Annotated in this window: 26 protein-coding genes; 18 read left to right on the plus strand and 8 right to left on the minus strand. The window is 39.0% G+C overall.

Annotation, left to right across the window (positions count from 1 at the left end):
• Window positions 1–65: 65 nt before the first annotated feature.
• A complete protein-coding gene (locus H6G92_RS34540; protein WP_190900888.1) occupies window positions 66–209 on the minus strand; it encodes a hypothetical protein in 144 nt (47 codons plus the stop codon).
• A gap of 60 nt (window positions 210–269) precedes the next feature.
• Between H6G92_RS34540 and H6G92_RS34545 the strand changes: the two genes are divergently transcribed.
• Entirely contained in the window at window positions 270–965 is a 696-nt protein-coding gene (locus tag H6G92_RS34545; protein ID WP_190900890.1) for a hypothetical protein, read from the plus strand.
• Between the two features lie 194 nt (window positions 966–1,159).
• On the opposite strand, the gene H6G92_RS34550 is transcribed toward H6G92_RS34545, so the two are convergent.
• The 5 genes from H6G92_RS34550 to H6G92_RS34570 all read right to left on the minus strand — a co-directional run bounded on the left by H6G92_RS34550 (window position 1,160) and on the right by H6G92_RS34570 (window position 3,888).
• Window positions 1,160–1,555, minus strand: a complete 396-nt coding sequence (locus H6G92_RS34550; RefSeq protein WP_190900892.1) for a type II toxin-antitoxin system VapC family toxin — start codon at window positions 1,553–1,555, stop codon at window positions 1,160–1,162.
• Window positions 1,555–1,842: a hypothetical protein gene (locus H6G92_RS34555; protein ID WP_190900894.1), complete on the minus strand. Its 288-nt coding sequence runs from the start codon at window positions 1,840–1,842 to the stop codon at window positions 1,555–1,557. Before H6G92_RS34555 ends, H6G92_RS34550 begins: the two co-directional genes overlap by 1 nt.
• Window positions 1,843–1,864: 22 nt before the next feature.
• Window positions 1,865–2,098 carry a hypothetical protein gene (locus H6G92_RS34560; RefSeq protein ID WP_159402676.1) on the minus strand — a complete coding sequence of 78 codons (234 nt, stop codon included), beginning with the start codon at window positions 2,096–2,098 and terminating at the stop codon, window positions 1,865–1,867.
• A 209-nt stretch (window positions 2,099–2,307) separates the two neighbouring features.
• Window positions 2,308–3,357, minus strand: coding sequence for a hypothetical protein (locus H6G92_RS34565; RefSeq protein WP_190900895.1), 1,050 nt, complete (start codon window positions 3,355–3,357; stop codon window positions 2,308–2,310).
• A gap of 321 nt (window positions 3,358–3,678) precedes the next feature.
• Window positions 3,679–3,888, minus strand: coding sequence for a hypothetical protein (locus H6G92_RS34570; RefSeq protein ID WP_147262545.1), 210 nt, complete (start codon window positions 3,886–3,888; stop codon window positions 3,679–3,681).
• Window positions 3,889–4,056: 168 nt separating this feature from the next.
• Here H6G92_RS34570 and H6G92_RS34575 point away from each other — a divergent pair, with 168 nt between their 5' ends.
• The 14 genes from H6G92_RS34575 (at window position 4,057) to H6G92_RS40625 (ending at window position 17,811) form a co-directional block, all read left to right on the plus strand.
• Entirely contained in the window at window positions 4,057–4,206 is a 150-nt protein-coding gene (locus tag H6G92_RS34575; RefSeq protein ID WP_114083956.1) for a ribbon-helix-helix protein, CopG family, read from the plus strand.
• Between the two features lie 395 nt (window positions 4,207–4,601).
• A complete protein-coding gene (locus tag H6G92_RS34580) occupies window positions 4,602–5,072 on the plus strand; it encodes a hypothetical protein (RefSeq protein WP_228039061.1) in 471 nt (156 codons plus the stop codon).
• A 192-nt stretch (window positions 5,073–5,264) separates the two neighbouring features.
• Window positions 5,265–5,597, plus strand: coding sequence for a hypothetical protein (locus tag H6G92_RS34585; RefSeq protein WP_114083955.1), 333 nt, complete (start codon window positions 5,265–5,267; stop codon window positions 5,595–5,597).
• Window positions 5,598–7,111: 1,514 nt separating this feature from the next.
• A complete protein-coding gene (locus H6G92_RS39965) occupies window positions 7,112–8,332 on the plus strand; it encodes a helicase HerA domain-containing protein (protein WP_238845464.1) in 1,221 nt (406 codons plus the stop codon).
• Window positions 8,329–8,874, plus strand: a complete 546-nt coding sequence (locus tag H6G92_RS34595; protein ID WP_114083953.1) for a hypothetical protein — start codon at window positions 8,329–8,331, stop codon at window positions 8,872–8,874. The genes H6G92_RS39965 and H6G92_RS34595 overlap by 4 nt, the downstream gene beginning before the upstream one ends.
• Window positions 8,813–9,559 carry a hypothetical protein gene (locus H6G92_RS34600; RefSeq protein WP_114083952.1) on the plus strand — a complete coding sequence of 249 codons (747 nt, stop codon included), beginning with the start codon at window positions 8,813–8,815 and terminating at the stop codon, window positions 9,557–9,559. The genes H6G92_RS34595 and H6G92_RS34600 overlap by 62 nt, the downstream gene beginning before the upstream one ends.
• Window positions 9,560–9,809: 250 nt before the next feature.
• Window positions 9,810–10,868 carry a hypothetical protein gene (locus H6G92_RS34605; protein WP_190900897.1) on the plus strand — a complete coding sequence of 353 codons (1,059 nt, stop codon included), beginning with the start codon at window positions 9,810–9,812 and terminating at the stop codon, window positions 10,866–10,868.
• Window positions 10,865–11,584 carry a hypothetical protein gene (locus tag H6G92_RS34610; RefSeq protein WP_190900899.1) on the plus strand — a complete coding sequence of 240 codons (720 nt, stop codon included), beginning with the start codon at window positions 10,865–10,867 and terminating at the stop codon, window positions 11,582–11,584. The genes H6G92_RS34605 and H6G92_RS34610 overlap by 4 nt, the downstream gene beginning before the upstream one ends.
• The gene (locus tag H6G92_RS34615; RefSeq protein ID WP_190900901.1) at window positions 11,581–13,086 is read left to right on the plus strand and encodes a hypothetical protein; all 1,506 of its coding nucleotides are present in this window, start codon (window positions 11,581–11,583) and stop codon (window positions 13,084–13,086) included. Before H6G92_RS34610 ends, H6G92_RS34615 begins: the two co-directional genes overlap by 4 nt.
• Window positions 13,083–13,892, plus strand: a complete 810-nt coding sequence (locus H6G92_RS34620; RefSeq protein WP_190900903.1) for a hypothetical protein — start codon at window positions 13,083–13,085, stop codon at window positions 13,890–13,892. The genes H6G92_RS34615 and H6G92_RS34620 overlap by 4 nt, the downstream gene beginning before the upstream one ends.
• On the plus strand, window positions 13,892–14,488 hold the full coding sequence (locus tag H6G92_RS34625; protein WP_190900905.1) for a hypothetical protein: 597 nt from the start codon (window positions 13,892–13,894) through the stop codon (window positions 14,486–14,488). The genes H6G92_RS34620 and H6G92_RS34625 overlap by 1 nt, the downstream gene beginning before the upstream one ends.
• Window positions 14,489–14,606: 118 nt before the next feature.
• Entirely contained in the window at window positions 14,607–15,791 is a 1,185-nt protein-coding gene (locus H6G92_RS34630) for a hypothetical protein (RefSeq protein WP_190900907.1), read from the plus strand.
• On the plus strand, window positions 15,788–17,551 hold the full coding sequence (locus tag H6G92_RS34635) for a type IV secretory system conjugative DNA transfer family protein (RefSeq protein ID WP_190900909.1): 1,764 nt from the start codon (window positions 15,788–15,790) through the stop codon (window positions 17,549–17,551). The genes H6G92_RS34630 and H6G92_RS34635 overlap by 4 nt, the downstream gene beginning before the upstream one ends.
• Before the next feature lie 68 nt (window positions 17,552–17,619).
• Window positions 17,620–17,811 carry a four helix bundle protein gene (locus tag H6G92_RS40625; RefSeq protein ID WP_277926829.1) on the plus strand — a complete coding sequence of 64 codons (192 nt, stop codon included), beginning with the start codon at window positions 17,620–17,622 and terminating at the stop codon, window positions 17,809–17,811.
• Window positions 17,812–17,877: 66 nt separating this feature from the next.
• Here the strand turns inward: H6G92_RS40625 and H6G92_RS40970 are convergent, their stop codons facing one another.
• Window positions 17,878–18,051, minus strand: coding sequence for a hypothetical protein (locus H6G92_RS40970; RefSeq protein WP_313890041.1), 174 nt, complete (start codon window positions 18,049–18,051; stop codon window positions 17,878–17,880).
• Window positions 18,052–18,204: 153 nt separating this feature from the next.
• On the opposite strand from H6G92_RS40970, the gene H6G92_RS34645 reads away from it, so the two are divergent.
• The 3 genes from H6G92_RS34645 to H6G92_RS34655 are packed head-to-tail and all read left to right on the plus strand — an operon-like array spanning window position 18,205 to window position 20,656.
• Complete coding sequence (locus H6G92_RS34645) at window positions 18,205–18,621, plus strand: hypothetical protein (protein ID WP_190900911.1); 417 nt, start codon at window positions 18,205–18,207, stop codon at window positions 18,619–18,621.
• The gene (locus H6G92_RS34650) at window positions 18,614–19,840 is read left to right on the plus strand and encodes a hypothetical protein (protein ID WP_190900913.1); all 1,227 of its coding nucleotides are present in this window, start codon (window positions 18,614–18,616) and stop codon (window positions 19,838–19,840) included. Before H6G92_RS34645 ends, H6G92_RS34650 begins: the two co-directional genes overlap by 8 nt.
• 45 nt (window positions 19,841–19,885) lie before the next feature.
• Window positions 19,886–20,656: a restriction endonuclease gene (locus H6G92_RS34655; protein ID WP_190900915.1), complete on the plus strand. Its 771-nt coding sequence runs from the start codon at window positions 19,886–19,888 to the stop codon at window positions 20,654–20,656.
• A gap of 21 nt (window positions 20,657–20,677) precedes the next feature.
• Here the strand turns inward: H6G92_RS34655 and H6G92_RS34660 are convergent, their stop codons facing one another.
• Entirely contained in the window at window positions 20,678–20,941 is a 264-nt protein-coding gene (locus tag H6G92_RS34660) for a hypothetical protein (RefSeq protein ID WP_190900917.1), read from the minus strand.
• Window positions 20,942–21,132 lie beyond the last annotated feature (191 nt).

The following is a 21,132-nucleotide window of genomic DNA, read 5'->3' on the forward strand; positions in this document are numbered from 1 at the left end:
AGGTGACACTAATTCTTTAAAACTGGAATTTACCGAACTAGACCATGACTCTAATTCCAAATGACTCAAAAAATCGAGTGCCTGGACACTAATTCTTTAAAACTGACAAATAATTCTTTAATGGACAGTGGTGGTAATATCTCTTCACAAAAGCGATCGCCAAATGCGTTGACGCTTTTGGCGATGATAGTATCAAGGTAATTCATCATGACAAATCACACGATTTAATAAGCGTGGAGAGTCCAAGTTTACCTAGATGACACGTGAACATGAGCAAGACAGGGCGTAATAAAAAACTGGCATCTTTCAACTGCGATCAAAGGATTTGGGAGGAGTTTATCGCCCGATGCAAATCGAAAGGCACAACAGCAACAGCCACGCTGCTCGAATTTATCGAACTCTACTTAGACGATTCTCAAGATCAGCTTGATGCAATAGGTGGTAATAATTTAGACAAACGCTTAGATTCTCAGATTAAGGCAAGTGTTGAGAAGTACTTAGTTAAAAGTGATAATAATAACAGCAGTTCAACCAGTGAAACGATAAGAGCTATTTGCGAAAGACTTGATAAGTTGGAGTCAGAGTTTTCAAATGAATCTAATAGCAACCAAGCCACAGGAATTGATAATCTCGCCAATTTAGAACAAAAAGTGGAGAAGATGTATGCCCGAATGACACAGTTGGCTGAGGCGATCATTAAAATTCAAGACTATCTCAACAACCAACAAAAGCGGGGACAGAAATCGTACTACAATAATTCATCCTTCAAAGTGCATACTCCCCGAATGCAACCGTTAACTGAAGAAGGTTTAGCCAAGAGACTTGGTGTAAGTGAAGAAAGTGTACGCAAGGAGCGAATTAATCTTCCCCCACCGCTTTTTGTAGCATGGTGTAAGGGCAAAGATAGAGCAGGGTTGGGGTGGGAATTTAACGAAAATACGGGATTATATCAGCCGGCAAGTTAGTATTAACTGTAACAAGCGATTGGGCGTTTTTTTTGCGGTCTTGAGGAGTTTTACGGCGTGCATGGTCTGCTAAAAAAAACGTGCCTTACGGTCATATTGAATGGCGCACTCTAAAGCAGGAATGTAAAAATCAGTGATGGTGTTGTGGGTGTTGCTGGTGTAACTAATTTTCCAAGAATATTCACGCAGGTTTTTCAACTTTCTAACCAGTTATCTAATTTTAAGTTGGGAATATTAATAAAATCTTTGATATTGTTAGTAACAAGAATATCGTCACGAGAACGAGCTACAGCAGCAATCAAAGCATCAAATTCTCCGGTTGGTTTCCCAATTTTTCTGAGTTCGCTTTGAATCTTGCCAAATTCGATAGCTTCTTTTATTCCAAATGGTTCTACTGGTAGTAATTCAGTAAACTGCGCTAATATATCTAGATTTTTGGCCACCTGTTGAGAACAATAAACGCCTTTATATAGTTCTGCAACTACAATGATAGAGAGATAGCATTGGCTGAAAAAGCGATTAAAATTAGTAACAGCTTGGGGATTTTCGTTCAGCAGTGCAATGCAAATATTGGTATCTAGCAGATACATTAGCCTAAATCCTGATTATCAAGTGAGTCTATGGTTCTGCCTTTATAAGCATGGCGCTGTTGGTCAATCTCTGTAAATATTTCTCCTAATTCCGGTTGGTTCTTCCAAATCCCAAATAATTGATTGAGTCTAGCTAGTCTCTCCTCGTTTGTTAATAGTGGCTGTGGTTCTATAATTTGATTGGCAATAAATTCTACGTCTATGATTATCTCTGTCCCATCTGGAATATTATTAAGTTGTTCTAGAATTTCAATATTTTGACCACGTTTTATCCCTCTAACCTTCATATTTGATTATCTCCTGTAATTATTAGTTGACGGTTAACAGTTGTCTGTTAACGGTGAACAGCCCCCAATCATCAATCTCTAAATTAAAACTCATTTGTCCATAATTTAAGGATAGCTCAGGTTGCACATAAGACACTTTCGCTTTGATTTCATCCATAGCCAACCACAAATCTAATAACGCTTTTTCTTCAGTCAGGCGTTTCTTTTCATCACCAATGCGTGGAATTACTTTTAACGCTACTTCAAATATCCGCATAAATAAGTAGCTTTATCAACATAGGGAAAACCATCATCAAGCGGTAGGCTATCACTTGCCCAACGGAGATTTCCAACGACTGGATGCCCTGAACTTGATTATCTTGGATGCGATCGCCTAATTCATTAAATACCGGATCAACAGAATACCCAACTGAATTCTGACTCCTGACTCCTGACTCCTGAATTCTGTTCGATAATTAATCGTTTCTACTTGTTGAGCAACTCTAAGTCCCAGGTATAAAAACCAATCTGCTCAGGAACCCTAGTGAATCGCCCTGTGCGATGACCCCGTGATAACTCATTCAATACCTTGTTTTTCACTTCTTTAATCTCAGTCGCAGTGAGTTCGCCATAGATTCGGTTGATAATTTCTGAAACCCCGAAAACTTTACCCGAATTATTTTCTAAAAAAGTTGTTAGTGCATCAATTAAAAACTGACCCTGAAATTCTTTGAGCATTGGTATGTCTTTGGGCTGGGGCGGCAAAACTTGTTTCTTATTTTTGCCTTTGACTCTGGTGGACGAATTTTTCGTCTCCGGTTTGGGTAGCAAAGTTAAAGACAGAGTATAACATCCCGGTTTAGTAGGGACACTGAACCATTTGTTAGTTTCCAAGCCATGAGTAAGGGATGATTGAACTCTGCTTTTGATGAGCTTGAAGGCATCTGGCTCTAACTCCCCATAAAGCATTTTGACAATAAAATCGATGTGAACAATTGTGCCAATGTGTTGTGCCAAAACCTGTTCAATAGCTTCCGGGCGAGACAGCGATTGGAAAATAGGCAGCATGTCCGTCTCGGTTCCATCTTGCGGTCGCTGTTGAGTTGATGTTTCTATTGGTGGCTCTAGGAGGAATGGACTATCTGTAGCTGCATCAGATTCTTCACCTGACCAAGCTTGTATAAGTGTGAATATATTTTGTTGAGTAGAGTCAAGCAATTGTGTTGCGACTGTTGATGTGTCCTGTGAATCGTCTAATAAAGGATGGGTAATAGGTTCAACATCGTCATTAACAGATTCCTCACTTAAGAATAAGAAGAAGTTTTTTCCTTTTTCAGAGGTGAATTCTTCATTATCATTATCTACCTCCTCAGTCAAAGACCAGTTAGATAATAGAGCTTCTACATGAGTCAGATTGGCTTTGGCTAGGGTATATAATTTTTCGTACTCTTCTACAAGAGGTGCGTAGTAATCTCGCAATGCTAATAATGACTCGATTGCTTTTTGGGGAGGTGATAAAGGAAAGGGGCTATTCATCAAGTTTGAAATTAACTAAACTTTGCGACACTCGTATAGTTATGAAACAACATCGAGTGAATTGGAGAGGAATTGACAGTTTCACACCTATTGTAAAGTATTTGAGTAAGTTGAAGCTTCGCTTTGTTTTTCATGTTGTCAAAGCGATTCATGCTATAGACTTCTTGGTATTTGTGGGGAAAGGGTCAGGTGGGGCCTGGGGATGAGGCGCGGGTGTAAAGGGGAAAGGATGGAATTTTCCCTTTCCCTTCCCTTTAACTAATAATAAAACCCTCACTTTCTTAGGAGGGTTGTAGTAGAGCTACAAGTGAGAATTGGCAATTAGTTAGAGGTTCTACACTGAGCAATAATTTCCATAGCTCTTCTTTGATGTTCAGGGATGGAGTTGAGGGCAGATATAAGTAATTCCCGCAGAATCTCAGACTGATTTCTTCCAACCACCTGTGAATAGAGCTTTAAATCACTCACATATTTTGGTTCTACGCGAAGTGTAACACTGGCAGAATTATGTTTATTTGACTTGGAACGCATAATTTGACTCCCCTTATAATATGCTCCTACAAGTATGGGTGTAATCGCATAACCTGAGAATAAAGTAATATTGTAATAATATCATAAAAACATTATAGAAGTCAGAATATTTAGCTTAAAAAATCGATAAATCAGCATAATATGTCAAAAGTAAGAGACAAGTTATCTATGAAGAATTCCAAAAAGAAAAAAGCTTCTCTACCAGTTTATCTAGATGAGTTTGAACGTGAAAGATTAGAGAAAATCGCCTCTGATTGGGGTACAAGTCTATCAACTACAATCAAAAGGCTGATTAGAGAGAGAGAAATTAATTATTGAGTAAGCTCATCAATGAATAACTGAATAAAGTAGGACGATAATCTTTGAATTCTGTCTTACATCCTGTGAAAAAAGTTCACAAAAAAACTTGTTAAGTTTGTCTCAAGCTTTAGTTGATGTGATAGTATGATGCAGTCACTAACAGTAGAAAGAAAATAAATATGGTGAATATTTATCTCAAAGAAATTCTGCTTTAGTGTTGTAATTTTGCACTGCTATTTTTTGGCAATCGTTAATATTAAGTAGCGGTTATAGATGCGTAATGTCAAAAGTTATTCTCTGGATGAAGGGATAAATTATGGAACCAAGGACATGAATCGCCATACTCTTGATTCTGACGAATGTATTCTTCTCTTAAGTTTCGAGGTAACACAATTAGACTTATCTGACTATTTATGACAAACAAAGGAGCGATTGTTTTGGTAAGTAATAGAAACGAACACGGGTCACGCCAAAGAGCTAAAACTAAGAATCAGGTAATTGCCAAGCTGATTGGCAAAGTAGGTTTGAAATACCAATATCAGATATATGCAGCTGGGACAACGTTGATTGTGGCTTTTCAAACAATGCCAGCCCATGCGTTTGGACTATTTGACCCAACACAAATTGCATTGACGTGTATGTTTGGAACAGCAGCTGCTACAGGAAATGCCTCTATTAACGCCTTACCCGCAGTAATAAACGCCGCAATAACAGTGATGTTATTCGTTTATTTCGTAGCGTCTGGAGTGAAGGTGGCTAATGCACTGGGAGACGGACAAGAAGTAACGCAGATAGTGCAACAACCTATAGGCATATTTTTTGTGACTTTGGTGTTATTCATCGCCCAAAACATTCTTTTTGCTGGTGTCACAGCAGCTTGTTAATTAAAAGGGAACAGGGAACAGGGAACAGGGAACAGGGAACAGGGAACAGGGAACAGGGAACACACTTAATGAACGTCTTTTTAAAAGAGCAGGGGAAGAAAATGTTTTCCAGCCTTCCCAGTCCTCCTTTTTAGTCACTCCTTTCTCATCCTTAATTCTGTTCCCTATTGCCCGTTCTCTATTCCCTATTTTATGAAACAACAACCACAAATTAAACAAGTTAATCAATCTTTAGGTCAAAATGCCTCAATAGGGATTTTGACGGGTTTTCAGTTTGCGATTTCTTTAGTTTCGTTTGGAGTAGGTTTTTTCATAGCATTCTTATTTGGCATAGGAATGATATGGAGCATATTGATAGGTGTTTGGGTAAGTGCTACAGCTTTAGTTTTATCAGGGAAACGACCTTATTTATTTTGGTCTAGAGTGTTCCCAGGTGTTCCAATATGGTCTAGAGGATACGTCAAATACTCTTCTCCTCAAAACAAGAAAAGAGCAGGCTCTAAAAAAATTCCTAAATCATGGTGAAAATTAAGAATTCTCCAAATGTCAAAAAAGTATCGGCTTTTGAAGATTTTTTGGATTTGACCACAATAATTAGATTGAAAAAAGGCAGCTATAATATTGGGGCGTATTTGTTAAGTAAAAAGCAAGTAAGTGACACGAATAATACTTTACAATTAGTATTTGGATATAGCTGCACAGGGTTTCATCCGTTGTTTAATTCGGATGAACAAGTAGAAGCGATAGCGAAAGCTTTTGAGAATGGTTGCAAAGAAATTCCCCAGGGAGAAAAATTTACTTTTCGCTGGTCTTCTTTATGTAATGAATCAGAAGTATTTGAAGCATATCGAGAGAGATTAACAAATCCAGTATCTCCTGAAAGTGAGTTTCTGGATTGGGGGCAAGTAGCGAGAATGCAAGAACTGTCGCGGCGACGGCAGCGTAAAAATATAAAATTGAACATTTATACAACTTTCACTATTAAACCAGGAGGGACAGAGGGAGGCGATGCTGTAGATAGAGCGATAGTGAAGCTGGCGAATTTTTTACAGCGTCGGTTTACACCAACGGGGGCAACTGAACTGACAAAGAAAAATTTAATCCAGATTCTGGAAAAAGCAATAAATGTATCATTGAGACATCAGCAGATATTATCTGAAATGAAATTATTCCCATCACCGAAAACAGAAAAGGAGCTATGGAATGATTTAACTTATTGCCTGGGAGCGAAAAGTGTAAAAGTGCCACATACACTAGTATTTGATGAATCGGGTTTGAGGGAAGAAATTAACGAAGCGTCACCATTAAAATCACAATATATTGACCAATTACACGCGACTTCAGTACTTTTAAACAATGGGATTCCCTACGCTGATAGGCAATGGGTATGCCTACCAAGTAAAAATAAAGAGAAAAAATATGTAGGAGTGATGACGCTGGCTCAAAAACCAGAAGCATTTGCTTCTACTAGGGATCAGGTGCGCTTTTTATGGAATGTGTTTTCGCGTGAAGTGATTTATGATGTTGAAATCATCACAGAAATCAGCCCAGCGGATCAAAAACTGACTAGGCTAACTCAACAGTTAATAACTAGGCGTTCGCGTCATGCGGAAATTAGTGCCAGCAAAAAAACTATAGACGTAGCATCACAGATTAATACTGAATGGTCTGTAAACGCCCAAAAGCAGTTATACACAGGTGACACGCCAGAAAATCTAGCATTAATTGTTCTTGTATACCGCAACTCGCTGGAAGAAATTGATGATGCTTGCAGACTGATTTCAGGTTATATAAATCAGCCAACGGAGTTAATACGTGAAACCCAGTATGCATGGTCTATCTGGTTAGATACTTTACTGATAAAACAAAAACCCCAACTAACCAGCCCTTACAACAGACGGACAACATTTTTCACGAGCGAGATAATCGGATTAACGCCAGTAATACAGAATATGAAAGCCGATGAAAAAGGCTTTGAATTGATTGCAGATGAAGGGCACTCATCAGTTTGGATAGATTTCTCAAAAACGAAAAATGTAATGATTATTGGGACTACAGGGAGTGGGAAATCAGTATTAGTATCGTCAATTATTGCGGAGTGCTTGGCAAAAGATATGTCGGTATTAATTATAGATTTGCCAAACGATGACGGTTCAGGAACCTTCGGAGATTTTACGCCATACTACAACGGATTCTACTTTGATATCTCCAGACAATCAAATAATATTGTTCAGCCGCTAGATTTATCAAAAATCCCATTAGAACAAAGAGAAGACAGGGTAAAAGCACATCGCAATGATGTAAATCTAATAGTGTTGCAGTTGGTTCTGGGTTCACAGCAGTTTGAGGGGTTCCTTGCTCAAACAATAGAATCGTTGATACCTTTAGGGACAAAAGCTTTTTACGAGAATCCAGATATTGAACGACGTTTTGAGTTGGCACACTCAGCAGGAATCGGAACCCCAGAGTGGGATAACACGCCGACTCTAGTTGATATGGAACAGTTTTTTTGTGCCGATTGTATTGATTTAGGCTATGAGGATGAGAATGTTGATAAGGCGCTCAATTATATACGCTTACGACTACAGTACTGGCAAGCAAGCTCAATAGGAAATGCAATTTGTAAACCTTCAACTTTCCAAACAGACAGCAAGCTAATTACGTTTGCATTAACGAATCTGCAATCAGATAGAGAAGCAGAGGTGTTCGGGATGTCAGCGTATATTGCGGCATCGAGACAATCACTATCATCGACAAACAGTATGTTTTTCATGGATGAGGCGAGTGTATTGCTACGGTTCCCGTCGTTATCTCGGTTAGTAGGCCGTAAATGTGCTACGGCTCGGAAATCAGGATGTCGCATTGCTCTAGCTGCTCAAGATGTGATTTCGATTGCCAAATCAGAAGCAGGGGAACAAATATTACAAAATATGCCTTGTCGATTAATCGGGCGAATTGTCCCTGGGGCAGCGAGAAGTTTTTCGGAATTGCTTGGTATGCCGAGAGAAATTATAGATGTAAATGAAACTTTCATGCCAAACATCCAACAGCTATATACGTTATGGCTGTTGGACTACAACAATAAATATATAAGATGCCGTTATTATCCTTCATCTCCCCTTTTGGGTTTGGTTGTGAATGGTAGGGAGGAGCAAGAATCACGAGACAAGTTTAAAAAAATTTACAATGATAAGTTCACTTGGGTGGCAGAATTTTCAAAGTATTATGTTGAGTGCATTAAGCAAGGGAAACCATTATGAAAATTCTTGCATTATTAATTCAAAACAAGATTTTATTGGCAATATTGGCAGGTGTAGTATCAATTGGAAGTTTTCAAGTATGGAAAGACAATCAAGCGAAATATGAGAAGTTTATTGCTAGTCAAGAAAATAATTGTAAAGTGTATATGAAAATGGGAGAGGATGCAGTTAAACGGAGTCCGAGTTTGAGAAACCTCAAATACAATAATATAGTGACTCCCGGACTAAAGCAGCCTGGAATAAATTCTCAATACGAAGTAGACAGTAGATATCTTTTACTTTACAACAAGCCTGTTTCTACTCTTCCACCAAATACTGTGGTTTATGAGAATGGTTTTTTTAAAAGTTTATTATCAAAGGCTAATTATCCTCCTGAGTCATTGCTGGTTAAAGCTGTTTCTTTTGATTTGAAAAATCAACAAGCAACTGTTAGTTCGTATTGTGCAAAAACCCCTTTTGTAGTTCGTTTGGAGAATTTATATGAAGAATTTCAACCAGTTGATCGTGATCTCAGGGGTAGTAGTTCAAATTTATTTTTCTAGTATTCCAGCCAATGCAGCTAATGTCGAATCTAGCAATAATTCAAATCAATCTTTTTTGCTGCAATTTCAAGAAATTTACAATAGCTTACAAACTTACATAAATAGCTATCAAAAAGAATTTACTAAAGCTGTAGGAAAGCTGGAAGCGGAATTAAATCAGGCAATTCAATCTAGTGTAGGTGATTTAGGAATTCCCGATCCTTTAAAAGCTGGCAAGAACATTGAGGAAGTTTTACAACAGCAAGAAACTCAATTACTAGTATTAGACCCTCGGATTCAAGCCCAGGATGCTATTAGAGAATGGAATCAGCAATACACTCGCGGTCAATCTCAATCAGTATTAGGTGGAGAGGGTCAAAGAGTACAAGCTCAAGAAGCCCAAATAACCAATGATGCGATTTCGCAATCTTCAGATAACGCTGATGCTGCCCAGCAGGATGTTATCACCCAAGACATCTTAAAAAAGATGGCTGTCCAAAATTTACAAACGGCTGTGGTTAGCAAATCAATTCATGCAGAAGCTCAGAAACAATCCCGTTCATTAGCTGCTGCAAATATTAATCTTGCTGATATTTCTAGCCGTATGGATGAACAAGCAAGACTTGAGCAGCAAGAATCTAATGCAGCAGCTAGACAAATATTGCATTCTGCTGCCGTCAATGATGCTTTTTGGGAAAATCAATAAAGAGGGGGAAGGGGAAAAGAAGCCCGATACATATTTAAAAATAATGGAGTAAGAGTGGTTCTACGCTGCAATCGCACTACGTGGTGAGTATTATCTCTTGTAATATTCTCCATATTTTAAAATACTTGCTTTGCATCGTATGGGAAAAGTTTTACTCTTTTTTTCCTTTCCTTTCCCCCCGCCCCTTATCCCCAGAGAGGGCCCCACCTTCCCCCTTCCCCCTTTTTAATAAAATAGCTGATTAAATAAAATGCTTTTAACTATTCTTTTAGCTCAATCAACAGGTCAGCAACCTGGACAAAATACGGGTACTACTAATTCAGGTGAGATCGTTGATGGTGCTATTGATGGGGCAGATTTGATTGTCAAATCTTTTGCTAATGATTGGGCAGAGCTAGCATCTGGGACAAGTTCTATTTATATAGCTGTTGTGGCTGTATCAATGTTGGTTGCAGTAGTTTTAGTCAGCTTTGCCTCCTTGGGTTGGTATAGAAAGTTCGCTGAAGAAGGTTTTTCTTACAATTTTGTAAGTGAGATGGTTTTTCCCTTGTTAGTAATTATAATGCTGACTAACAATGGTTTTTTATTGGCTAATACCACAATCGCTCTCAAGGATGTGTCGGCTAATCTAAACAGGAGTATCCTAAGTATTACTAGAAACGGTGTAAAGCTGAAAGATGCTATAAGGAATGTGAATGCAGATCAGAGTTTCATTTTAGCTACACAGACAGCTTTGACTGAATGCGAAAAACTTGAAACTTCTCAAACGGATAGTAAGGGCAACACAACAAATCCTAGACAAACTTGCATCAAAGAGAGTATAGAAAAAGCTCAATCAGACGCGCGCGAAGCCAGAGAGAAAAGGGGAACTGGTTCAGGTACGGGAAGCTGGAACCCAATAGATATTGGTGGTGAACTTGTCAATAGTGCAATTCAAGGTCTTGTTTATGTGATCCTGAGTGGTTTATCCGCAGGTTTCCAATATATAGTGCAATTATCCTTTTTGTTAGTTGCTTACGTTGCACCTATATTCTTGGCATTATCTTTACTGCCTTTTGAAAGCAAGCCTCTTTATGCCTGGTTGTCCGGTTGGCTAGGTTTGACACTAATACTAATTTCATACTCGATAATAGTAGGTATAGTTGCGAGTGCGATAGTTGACAAACCTTCAAGCAATCCATTGTTGATGCAACTAATACAAGCAATTTTTTCGCCATTACTTGCAGTAGCCATTGGCACAGGAGGGGGGATGTCAGTATTCACAGCTTTTACTAGTGGAATTAAATTCTCTGTGGGATTAAGAAAATGAGGCTACTAGAAAAAAAAGAATTAAATTTCACTCCAATATTTTTGATAGGGAATGCAGTATTACTGAGCCTACTACTGTTAATAGAAATCATAAATTTTGCGAGAGTCGGAACTATAGCTAACTCGAAAGCACCGACATTAGTAGAATTAAATGATGGAGAATCTATAAGAGTTAGCGCGATACATAGTGAGGAGAGATCGCCTCAAGCCATCAGGTATTTTGTCGGGCAGACAATGACAGGGTTACTGAGTTGGAATACATTGCCAAAAGTGACTGGTGACTACGATGCAGACCCTATTAAAAAATTAAAGCTTGATGTGGGTGTGCAAACAGGGAATAGCAAAATTACAACGAATGTATGGGCTACAGGGTTTGCGTTATCAGAAGATTTCCGTGCTGAGTTTCTGAAAGAAATAGGAAATCTCACACCACCAGATGTATTTAATGGTACGACTCAATCAATTTTAAAAATCAGTTTACTTAGCGAACCTAAAAAAGTAAAATCAGGAAAGTTTCAAGTAGATATGGTAGGGGAAGTAATAGTTTTTCAGGGTAATAATCTGGTTGGAGAACCAATAGGGTTTAACAAAAGTGTTTTTGTCAAAGTGATAGACACACCGACATTACCGCAGATTTCATCTGAGTTTCAACAAACAGCTTATCGTGTCCGCAAAGCAGGTTTAGAAATATATAAAATTCAAGATTTGAATTTATGACACAAACGCAAGAATCTCCAGCAGTAAATGAAAGAAACGTTCACCCCCTAGAGGATGAAGCAGAATTTTTAGCAAAAGAACAGTCAGACAAGAGAGTAGAGAATGACCTAGCTAACCCAGGTTCTTTGGATAAGAAAGATAAAGATTTCGCCGCGATGAATGGGGTAAGTATTCAGCTTCAATCCTTAGCTGATACAGAAGCTCCTGAACCAGAAGAAATCACAACTACTCGTACAATTCCGCAAAACCCACTTTTAAAGATGGCTGTTATCGGTGGGATAATATTGATTTTTATAATGATTGTTGGCGGACTAATTAATGGTTCTATGAATGCCCTGAACTTTTCTACTACAAAAATAGAATCACCAAAAATAAGTCTTGAAGCAATAGAAGAACCAGTCAAGGATGAGACTGGACAAAATAAAACAGCTTTAGCTTTGACTAGCCAGAATGTGGAATTTAAGAAAATCCGCGATCAAAAAGCAGAAGCAACAGCAGCACCTAGTCCCACATTCACACCTGTGACGGTAGCTCCACCACCGACAAGAACAATACCTCAGCGTACACAACCAGTAACAGTTTCTAGAAATCCCTTTCCACCGAGAATTAATACATCGGTTAGACGCTCGTTGCCAGTTATTCAACATCAATCTCAACCAAAACAAGTAGCACGAATAATCCCCAATGCAAGTTCGGCTGTAAAAACTCAACCTCTAGACCCGATGCAACAATGGCTTGCTGTTGCAAACGTTGGTAGTTTCAGTAGTTCAGTTAACTCTGATGATGAACAATTAAACCCCAGTGGGATAAAAGGGGGAATAGGGTCAAGTACAGAAGTTAAAAATCAAACTACTGCACAAACAACTGATTATAATACAAAGCGTATTTTAGTTGGTAGTACTACAGAAGGACGGTTAGAGACACCAATATTTTGGGGGGCTAATGATGATATCGGTCAAAATTACCTGATTAAGATATCCCTTCCATTGAAAGCATCAGATGGTAGTGAAGTGTTACCCACGGGTTCTTATCTGGTAGCTCAATTGACTAATTCAAATGGCTCAGGATTTGCCCAATTGCGCGGGGTTTCAGTTTTAATTAATTCCGATGGGAACACCCAAGAAAAGAAACTGCCAGAAAACGCTGTTTTAATTATGTCGAAAAACGGCAGTTTTCTCAAAGCCGAATCTCGCAAAGGTAGTAATTTAGGAGGTGATTTGATGTCGGCCGTAATCGCCGGTGTTGCCAAGGCTGCTGAGATCCAGAATCGCCCAAGAAGTCAGACCAACATTAATACTAATGGATTTTCTAGTACTACAACTACTAATGATGATAAAAATATCACCTCTGCTTTTGGTGAAGGTGCATTTAACAATGTTCTCGAAGGTATTAAAGCATCTAATCAAAGCCGGTCTGGGCAATTAAATAGCCAAGAAAAAGTGTTCGTGATTGATGCTGGTCAGACAGTACAGGTATTCGTTAATCAAACGATTTCGTTATGAAAAAGATTCTAGCCCTAGCTGCAACATTATTGTTAATTAACTCTCATCAGGTTTTAGCTGGAAGTGTTAGAACTGTTTACTCTCAAGATGTTGATTCTAATTTCCTGGAACTGAAAATTTGGAAAGGTTATGGACTGACTATTAATTTGATGTCTACCGGAGAAGTTATCAAGCAAGTTTGGATTGGCGATCCCTCTAGAATTACTTTTACTTCAAACGGAAACTTGTGTCAGAAAAGCAATGATAATTCTAATGATTCAAATTGCAGCCAAGGAAATGCCACAATTTTATTCTTGCGGCAAATCACACCAATAAAGTTCGCTAATTTAACTTCTTCTTCGGATGGGAATACACAAATAACCATTATTACGAGTGGGTCAGATGGACAAAAACAATACCAATTTAAATTAATTCCTGCTACAGGAAGTCCATCTTACACTAGTCTGATGATTAAACCAGATTCGGCTCGTCCATTGCCTGTAGTACCTGTAGCTAGAATTAAACCGGAAGTAGTCCCAACTAGCTTAGATAAGATACCAACACCAGTAACAAGACCCCAACAACCAGCAGCTATAAACTCTATATTACCTGGTAGGGGTTTACCAAGAAACGATGCTAATGCTCTTGCTTATGGTTTAGCGATCGCTCATAGTAATGGTCAAATCAAAGAGGGTTCAATAACTTGGAAAAAAACTCAGGATGCGATTAAAATGCTACGTCAGGGCAAGAGCAAAGAAGAAGCTATCTCGCGTTCTGGTGTTAAGGAGGAAGTTTTTAATCAGTTAATTCAGTGGGGGCAAAAATAATGAGTAAAAAGCGTGACTTATTGAAAGAGTTAGGTAATTTATTTGGAGTAGTGATTCCCTATCGCTATATTTCTTTATTAGCAGAAATAGGTATTGTTATTGTAGTATGTGAAATATTAGTATTTGGAGTGGTAGGTGCGCTCAAAAATGACAAAAGCTGGAATTCATATATAGCAATTATTTTCAGTACATTATCTTTGCCAGCTTTATATACTTGGCATAAACTAAGTCAACCAGAAGTAGAGCGAATTGAATCCGAAATCAGATTCGATATAATTAGTTATAAACGTGAACGGCTCAAACCGGAATATTGTGAAGGTTGCACTCATTTTCGGCACAATGCCTTAACTGATGAACAAGGAAAACAAATAATTTGTAGCAGGCATCCCCAAGAATTAATATCTCAAAACTGTCCAGATTACGAACATCATGCAGAAGGGTATAAAAGAATTCAAGCAGAAAGAGAGAAAGCATCTGTTCTTTGTAGAAAATGTTTGTATTGTCATGGACAAGCTGATGTGGGCAATTTTTTAGTTTGTGCATTACATGCTGATGTCAGGTCAGACAATAACTGTCCAGATTATAAATCTAATTAGAGATTTACTGAGGTTTTGCCCTGTTTTACTCAAATAATTATCGGTTTTATTATTTGTATTTGTGAAAAAGGCATCAAAGAATCTGGACTAATTAATAGTTAATTAATCAGGAGATTAAATGAAGTTGAAACAATATTTATTAACAGCTATATCTTTAATTCCATTTATCTTACCTGCGCCATCAAAGGCACAGACTCCGACAACTACCTATTCGCAAGGTCAATATGTTGTCCAAGCTCCTGACTGGTCACGAATTACATGGGATAATCTCCCGCCTGTGCAACAACCGGGATATATTAGTATTCCACAAAATCTCATTTCGCTATTTGGATATGACCCGTCACGTTCCTGGTCAGCAGGACAAAAAGTTGATTCTGTTGTGATGCTGGGTGATGCGGATGATGCATTTAAAATGTCCAATTTGAGCCTGAAATCAATAAGTTCAATTGCACCAAGTAATAACAAACTGACACTAAAAGATTTTGGATTAATCCAATGGCAGACACCAGCATCGTTAGTAAAGGCCATTCCTAGTTTAGGAAACTTAAGTCTTCGACAAGTCCCACCAATAGCTGCTTTATTGTCTAGGAATGGGGTATTAAGTGGTGGAAAGATTTCTCAAATTTTACGGTCAAACCCGGAAGCAGGGAATCTCCCTTTAGGAAAACTTGATTTAAGCAAGTACTCATTAAACTCTATACCAGGATTAAGATCAACTTCCTTGGGAAAATTCAAGTCTTGGCAGCAAAGTTATATTAACCAAGTCCCTGGATTAAACCAAGTACCCTTCGACAAGATGCCTCAACCAATTAATTCTGGTGTTGGGATTGTGGGAATTGCTTCTGTAGTTCTTGGTACTTCTGAAAAAGGTGATGCGAGGGTTGGAAATAATTATTTTATCTCTGGCAGTGTAGTAAGGGGCGATAAAACTGTACCTAGTGCTTGTTCTGCTGGTAAAGAATGCTCATATCTAGAAATGGGCGATTTCTCCGGCTCAGAGGGTGCATTATATGGTAAGCGCTGGGCTTCTGGGTCATCACAGCATGTTTTAGGTGGTTATGGTTTTTTGGCTGCGGTCAATTCCGGGAAGGAACCAACAGGACGGCTGGTATATGGTAGTGGCTTTAAGGTGGCGCTGACCGGAGTTAATGAATCCAAGGGGACTGCCGACTTTGGCTTATTCTTTCGGATATGTGCGCGTCCTCCTTTTATGCAAAAAACTTGTACGCCCTATTTTATTGGGCCAGTGCCTTGGATACCAGTAAATGAAAATAATCTAGTTATTGTGGGAAGCGGACAATGACAACAACGACCAACACGCAAGTCAATGCTAACCAATTCATTCCACCAGGACTCTCTTCTGCACTAATTTCACCTGCTGGACTTGGATTACTAGCCTGTGGTGCAGTAATTGTGGTGGCTAAATATATTGATGCTAAAGGAGGTATTGCTAAACTAGCTACTGCCCGATGGGGTGGAACAACAGAGAAGACAGCAGCCCGGAAACTAGCGTGCAAACAAATAAATAAACGTAAACATAATCGTGTGTCGCTGTACGTGGGGACTCCCAAGAATATAAAAAGTGAAATTGTCAATGGTGTGAGAAAAACGTGCATTCCCGAAGATCCAGTAACCCTTTACTTACCAGACGCACAACGGGGGATTTTCGTTTGTGGTGGCCCAGGTTGTGGAAAATCATTTTCAATAATTAATCCGTTGATTCGTTCAGCAATAGATCAAGGATTCCCCTTAGCACTTTATGATTTTAAGTATGCAGAGCAGGAATCAGCCACAGATGCACCTAAAGGACAAGCACCAATACTAGCAGGGTACGCCCTAAAACGTGGTTATCAAGTCACCATTTTAGCTCCAGGTTTTGCAGAATCGGCAGTTGCTAACCCAATAGACTTTCTTCGTAGTAATGAAGATTCGGAAATGGCACGGCAGTTGGCAATCACACTCAACCGCAACTTTCAACTCGGTTCGGATGATTCGGGGAATAGCTTCTTCAGCAATGCTGGAGATCAACTGGTGCAAGCTGTTTTTATGCTGGCGAAAGGAACACAATACCCAGATATCATGATGTGCCAAGCAATTCTGGGATTACCGAAGCTAGTCAAGCGCATGGAAATTGCAGAGAACCTGAATTTCATGGTTAGAGAGGCTTTCGCACAGTTTGTATCTGTAGCCGGGTCGCCAGAAACAGCAGCTAGCATAGTGGGAACAGCAAGCGGATTGTTCAGCCGATTCATGGTTCCGGCAGCATTGGCGGCTTTTTGCGGAAAAACCAATATTCCACTGGACTTGAAAGGACGGCAGATGGTGATTTTTGGAATGAACAAAGAAAAGCGTGATGTAATTGCACCGTTGCTTGTCTCCATTCTGCATTTAATAATAAGTAGAAATGTCGCCTATAAACGCACTTCTCCTCTGGTGCTTGGGATTGATGAATTACCAACATTATATTTACCAGCCTTGGTGGATTGGTTGAACCAAAACCGGGAAGATGGACTAATTTCTATCTTAGGTTTACAAAATCTCTCAATGCTAATTGAATCTTATGGAGAAAATACAACTAATGCCATCTTTGGAGGTTGTGCTACCAAAGCATTCTTTAACCCTCAAGATGATGTAGCAGCAGAACGTTTTAGTAAATTCTTAGGTGATGAAGAGATTAAATACAAGCAACGTTCCCGTTCATCAGGAGGCAAGGGTGGTGCAAGTATTTCTAATTCTGACCAAAACAGTACTCGCAAGTTATTTGATATCAACCAATTTAATACATTACCAGAAGGGAAAGCTGTAATTATTAGTCCAGGGTTTCGTTCTCGCGGACAGATAAGTATACCAATCTTGCAAAATATTCATATTCCTCAACATGAGATTAATTCGGAAGCTGCGAGTGTAAAAGCTTGGTATAAATTCCAAAAGTCATTAGCCATGAAGTCTATTTTGAAACCTCCAGCAGATGAAGAAATGAGAATTCGTCGGGCAGAGGCATTAAAATTGTTGCCTTTGATAGAAACTCAAGAGCAGCTATCAGAATATGCAAGCCTGATTTAGGCAAGAAAAAGGGAACAGGGAACAGGGAACAGAGAATAGAAAAAATTAGTAATAAATGAAGGCTTTATATGTCAGAAATTAATGATTTTAAAGACTTAAAGATTTGGCAAAAAGGGATAGATATAGCTGAGAAATGCTATTTTTTGACCAAACTCTTTCCTAAAGATGAGTTGTATGGAATGGTACAACAAATCAGAAGGTCTGCGGCATCTATTCCAGCTAACATAGCACTTATGCTATGGAAGAAGATCAACGGCTGAGTATATAAGATTTCTTAACATTGCCCAAGGTTCACTTAACGAATTAGAAACACATATTATTTTATCTCAGAGAGTAGGATTATGTAGCCAAACTGACATAGAATCAACTCCCTTTGGGAGAGGGAACAGGGAACGGGCAACGGGCAACAGTTCGTCCGTTTGTTCCCTCTCCCCACCAATGGGTCTGAGTCCCCCACCTATAGGTGGTAAGTCTTGACGGGGGCTTAAATCCCCCGTCACAGACAGTCCCTGTTCCCTATTCCCTGTTCCCTGTTGCCCGTTAATTATCCTTTTACTACGAGAAGAGAGCCGGATGATTATTGCTCTTATTAAAAAGCTACAACAATAAATTCTGTTCCCTGTTCCCTGTTCCCTGTTCTCTGGATAAAATTCATGTCATCAAGTAAGTTTTACCCGTTCTCTGATTATGATAGAAAACAAATTGCAAAACTCCCTCCTGATATAGCAGCCCTAGCAGATAAATATCCAAGCGAAATTTTGAACACTGCTGATAGTTGGGATAACTTGCCTTTTGATGCTAACTATCTTCCTAAGTGCCTGGAAGTCTATAGTAGCGATGCAGATGATGCCAATATTTTTGTGTTAAATGGTGTTCTGAAAGATTATGTCCCATCTCGCGCTGAAAAAAATACATCATCGATAACAGTGATGATTGATGGAGAATTTGCTTACATTGAAGTTGAAGGTAGACAGGTTCTTAATAAACTCGGTGGGATAGTTTTGCCACAAGTAGCGATTAATCCTGAACTGTTAATTCAGTCAATTCTCAAAGGCGAAAATAATGATTGATGATGGTGAAGCGAAAGAAATTAAGCGAGATTATTTAGACATTTTAGAATCTCTCCTCAAACTCATCCATGCGAAAGCTAAAGAAAAAGGATTAGAACCCAGCAAGGATGTTTCTATTTACTCTAGCTCTAGCAAAGTTTATCAAGGAACATTGGGAGAATCTCCCTCTAAAAACTTATTAACACCAACGATAGTAGAGAACTTAAAAAAAGCTCTGTCTGACCCGAAAAATTCTCAAGGTGCAATTTCTATTAAAATTGGCAATGAAAAAGTATTCCATATTAAGAATGGAGAGGTACTGACTGACAAATTAGGTTTAGCTCCCCCATTACAGAAAAATAAAGTTGCTACGAAGGAGCGAACCTACAGTGTAGAGGCTTTAGGAAAACAAGTGCAAGTATTACAGAAAAAACTAAGCGAACAACAAAAACTTGTAGATAGTATCAAATCAGAAAAGCTTTCACCCGAATCCTTGTCAGAACTGGCTGCTCAAGTTGCCGAAATGGGTAAGTCTTTAGAAAAGCAACAACAGTTGATTGAGAACACCCAAAAAGCTTTATCCCAGGTGAATCAGGGGTTTTTACCACAAGTTCAAAATACGGTTCTTCAAAACTGGGTTGGGTCAGTTGAACGTCAAGTAAAGAAAACGGCTTCAAACGCATTTGAGCGCCTTAAAGATGCGCTGACCCCTGAAGTGACGAAGTTAAGGAAAGAAATTGCACAGATGAAAGCTCAAATAGAGCAACAAGTTACTAACCGACTAGATGAAGCCAGGGATGAACTCAATCAACAAGTTGGTAACTTAACTCAAGAGTTACGTACACAAGTAGATGGTGTTAAAAACACTGTTGATCAAAGTATTAAGGGTGTGAAGTCGGCCATTGACAATACTCGAACTGAACTACGGGCTGCTGTCGATGATGTCAAAGGTCAGGCAATTGAGCAAAGTGTCAAAGCGCTGCTGAATATCTTGGGCAAAGATAACTCTGATGGTTCTAAAAGTTTTAAAAGTACAAGCTTTGACTTTGAACGCCTTGGCGAGAATGTAATCGTTCGTGCCAAAAACGGCGATGCTGTTCTCACTGACGGAGTTTTATCACCTAACGTTAGTGAGCAACAGTTACAGGCACTTGGTAAGGTTCAATCTGTTGTTGATATGCATCATCAAATTCAGCAGGATTCTCAACAGGAAGCACAATTTAGAAGTATGCACAGATAAAGCAGGTGTGGCTCTTGACGCTCTTGAGGTAGGGGTAGCGTAAAAATGATACTAATCCTAATCATTAGTTTGTTGTTTGCACTGGGTGGAATAATTTTTCTAGCTTGGCTGTTTGTATTATTTCCACCTTCAACGCCAAAGTCAAAGTATCGCTCCCAAGGTTTTAAGCAATCGCCATTACCAGCCAAGAGTACAAAATCGTCTGACATTTCACCTCAAAATTTTGTACGGCAAAGCCCAGCACCAACGCAAAAGACTCTCTTAGCTAAAAATTTTAAAAAGCAGTTACCACTAAGCAAAGCAACAACGCGAAGGGTTAGATTAGCTAAAAAGCTTAAAAAGCAGGCAAATATTCAGTACGCCTCTCAAGTGCTGCAACGGCTTCGGAGCATAACTCCCATTGTTAAATTACCAGTAGTAATCGCCACACTGCGTAGGATATCACCTTACGTTTTTGAAGAGTTGGTACTTACTTGCTGCCTTGAACAGGGCTGGCAAATCCAACGCAACTTTCGGTACACTGGTGACGGCGGTATAGACGGTCGCGTATTAATTTTGGGAAAGCTCTATGTAATCCAGGTTAAACGCTACACTAATCACATTAATGCAGAACACATCAAAGATTTCCTGTCTTGTATTGAGCATGAAAGAGCCAGTGGTGGATTCTTCGTGCATACTGGCATAACTGGACAGTTGTCAAAACAGTTGATTCGTCGCTCCAATAAAATAATCTTAGTAAGCGGTCATAAACTAGTAAATTTTGTCTTAAATAAGCAGTTAAAAATAGTGGGAATAACAATAAGTGGTAAGTCTTAATTTTCATTTCCAATTGATTAGTTAGCGCCGAAACCGGATCTGCTCCCCGTTGTCATCTGACTGTTGAAGATTTATTTTCAATCTCTTCAGAATCAATGGTTTGTCATCTCTAATCAGTTGCCTAACGATGTTCATTTTTTCCTCAAAAGTCAAAGCTAAAGCATCAGTTGTAACACTCGTAAATAACTCGCTGACCTTTGCTCCTGTTACCTTTTCACCTTTGACATATTTTCCAACTTCCATAACTACTTCTGCCAATCTTTCAATATCTAAACCCTGAATCATCTGTTTGAGATGCAACTTTAATTCTGCTAGTAATGTTTTAGCTAAGGTTGACTCAGTAGCTGATCTGACTTTTCACGGGATGTGGAAAGGGGAAATTGGTTCGCGAATGATATTCGCGAATCACTGTGACTTTTTATATTTAGAAGCTTCCTCAACCAAATCTTTTAAACCCTGATTGAGAATTTCAACCG

The organism is Nostoc foliaceum FACHB-393, from assembly GCF_014698505.1.
In the GTDB taxonomy this organism is placed as follows: Bacteria; Cyanobacteriota; Cyanobacteriia; order Cyanobacteriales; family Nostocaceae; genus Nostoc; species Nostoc foliaceum_A.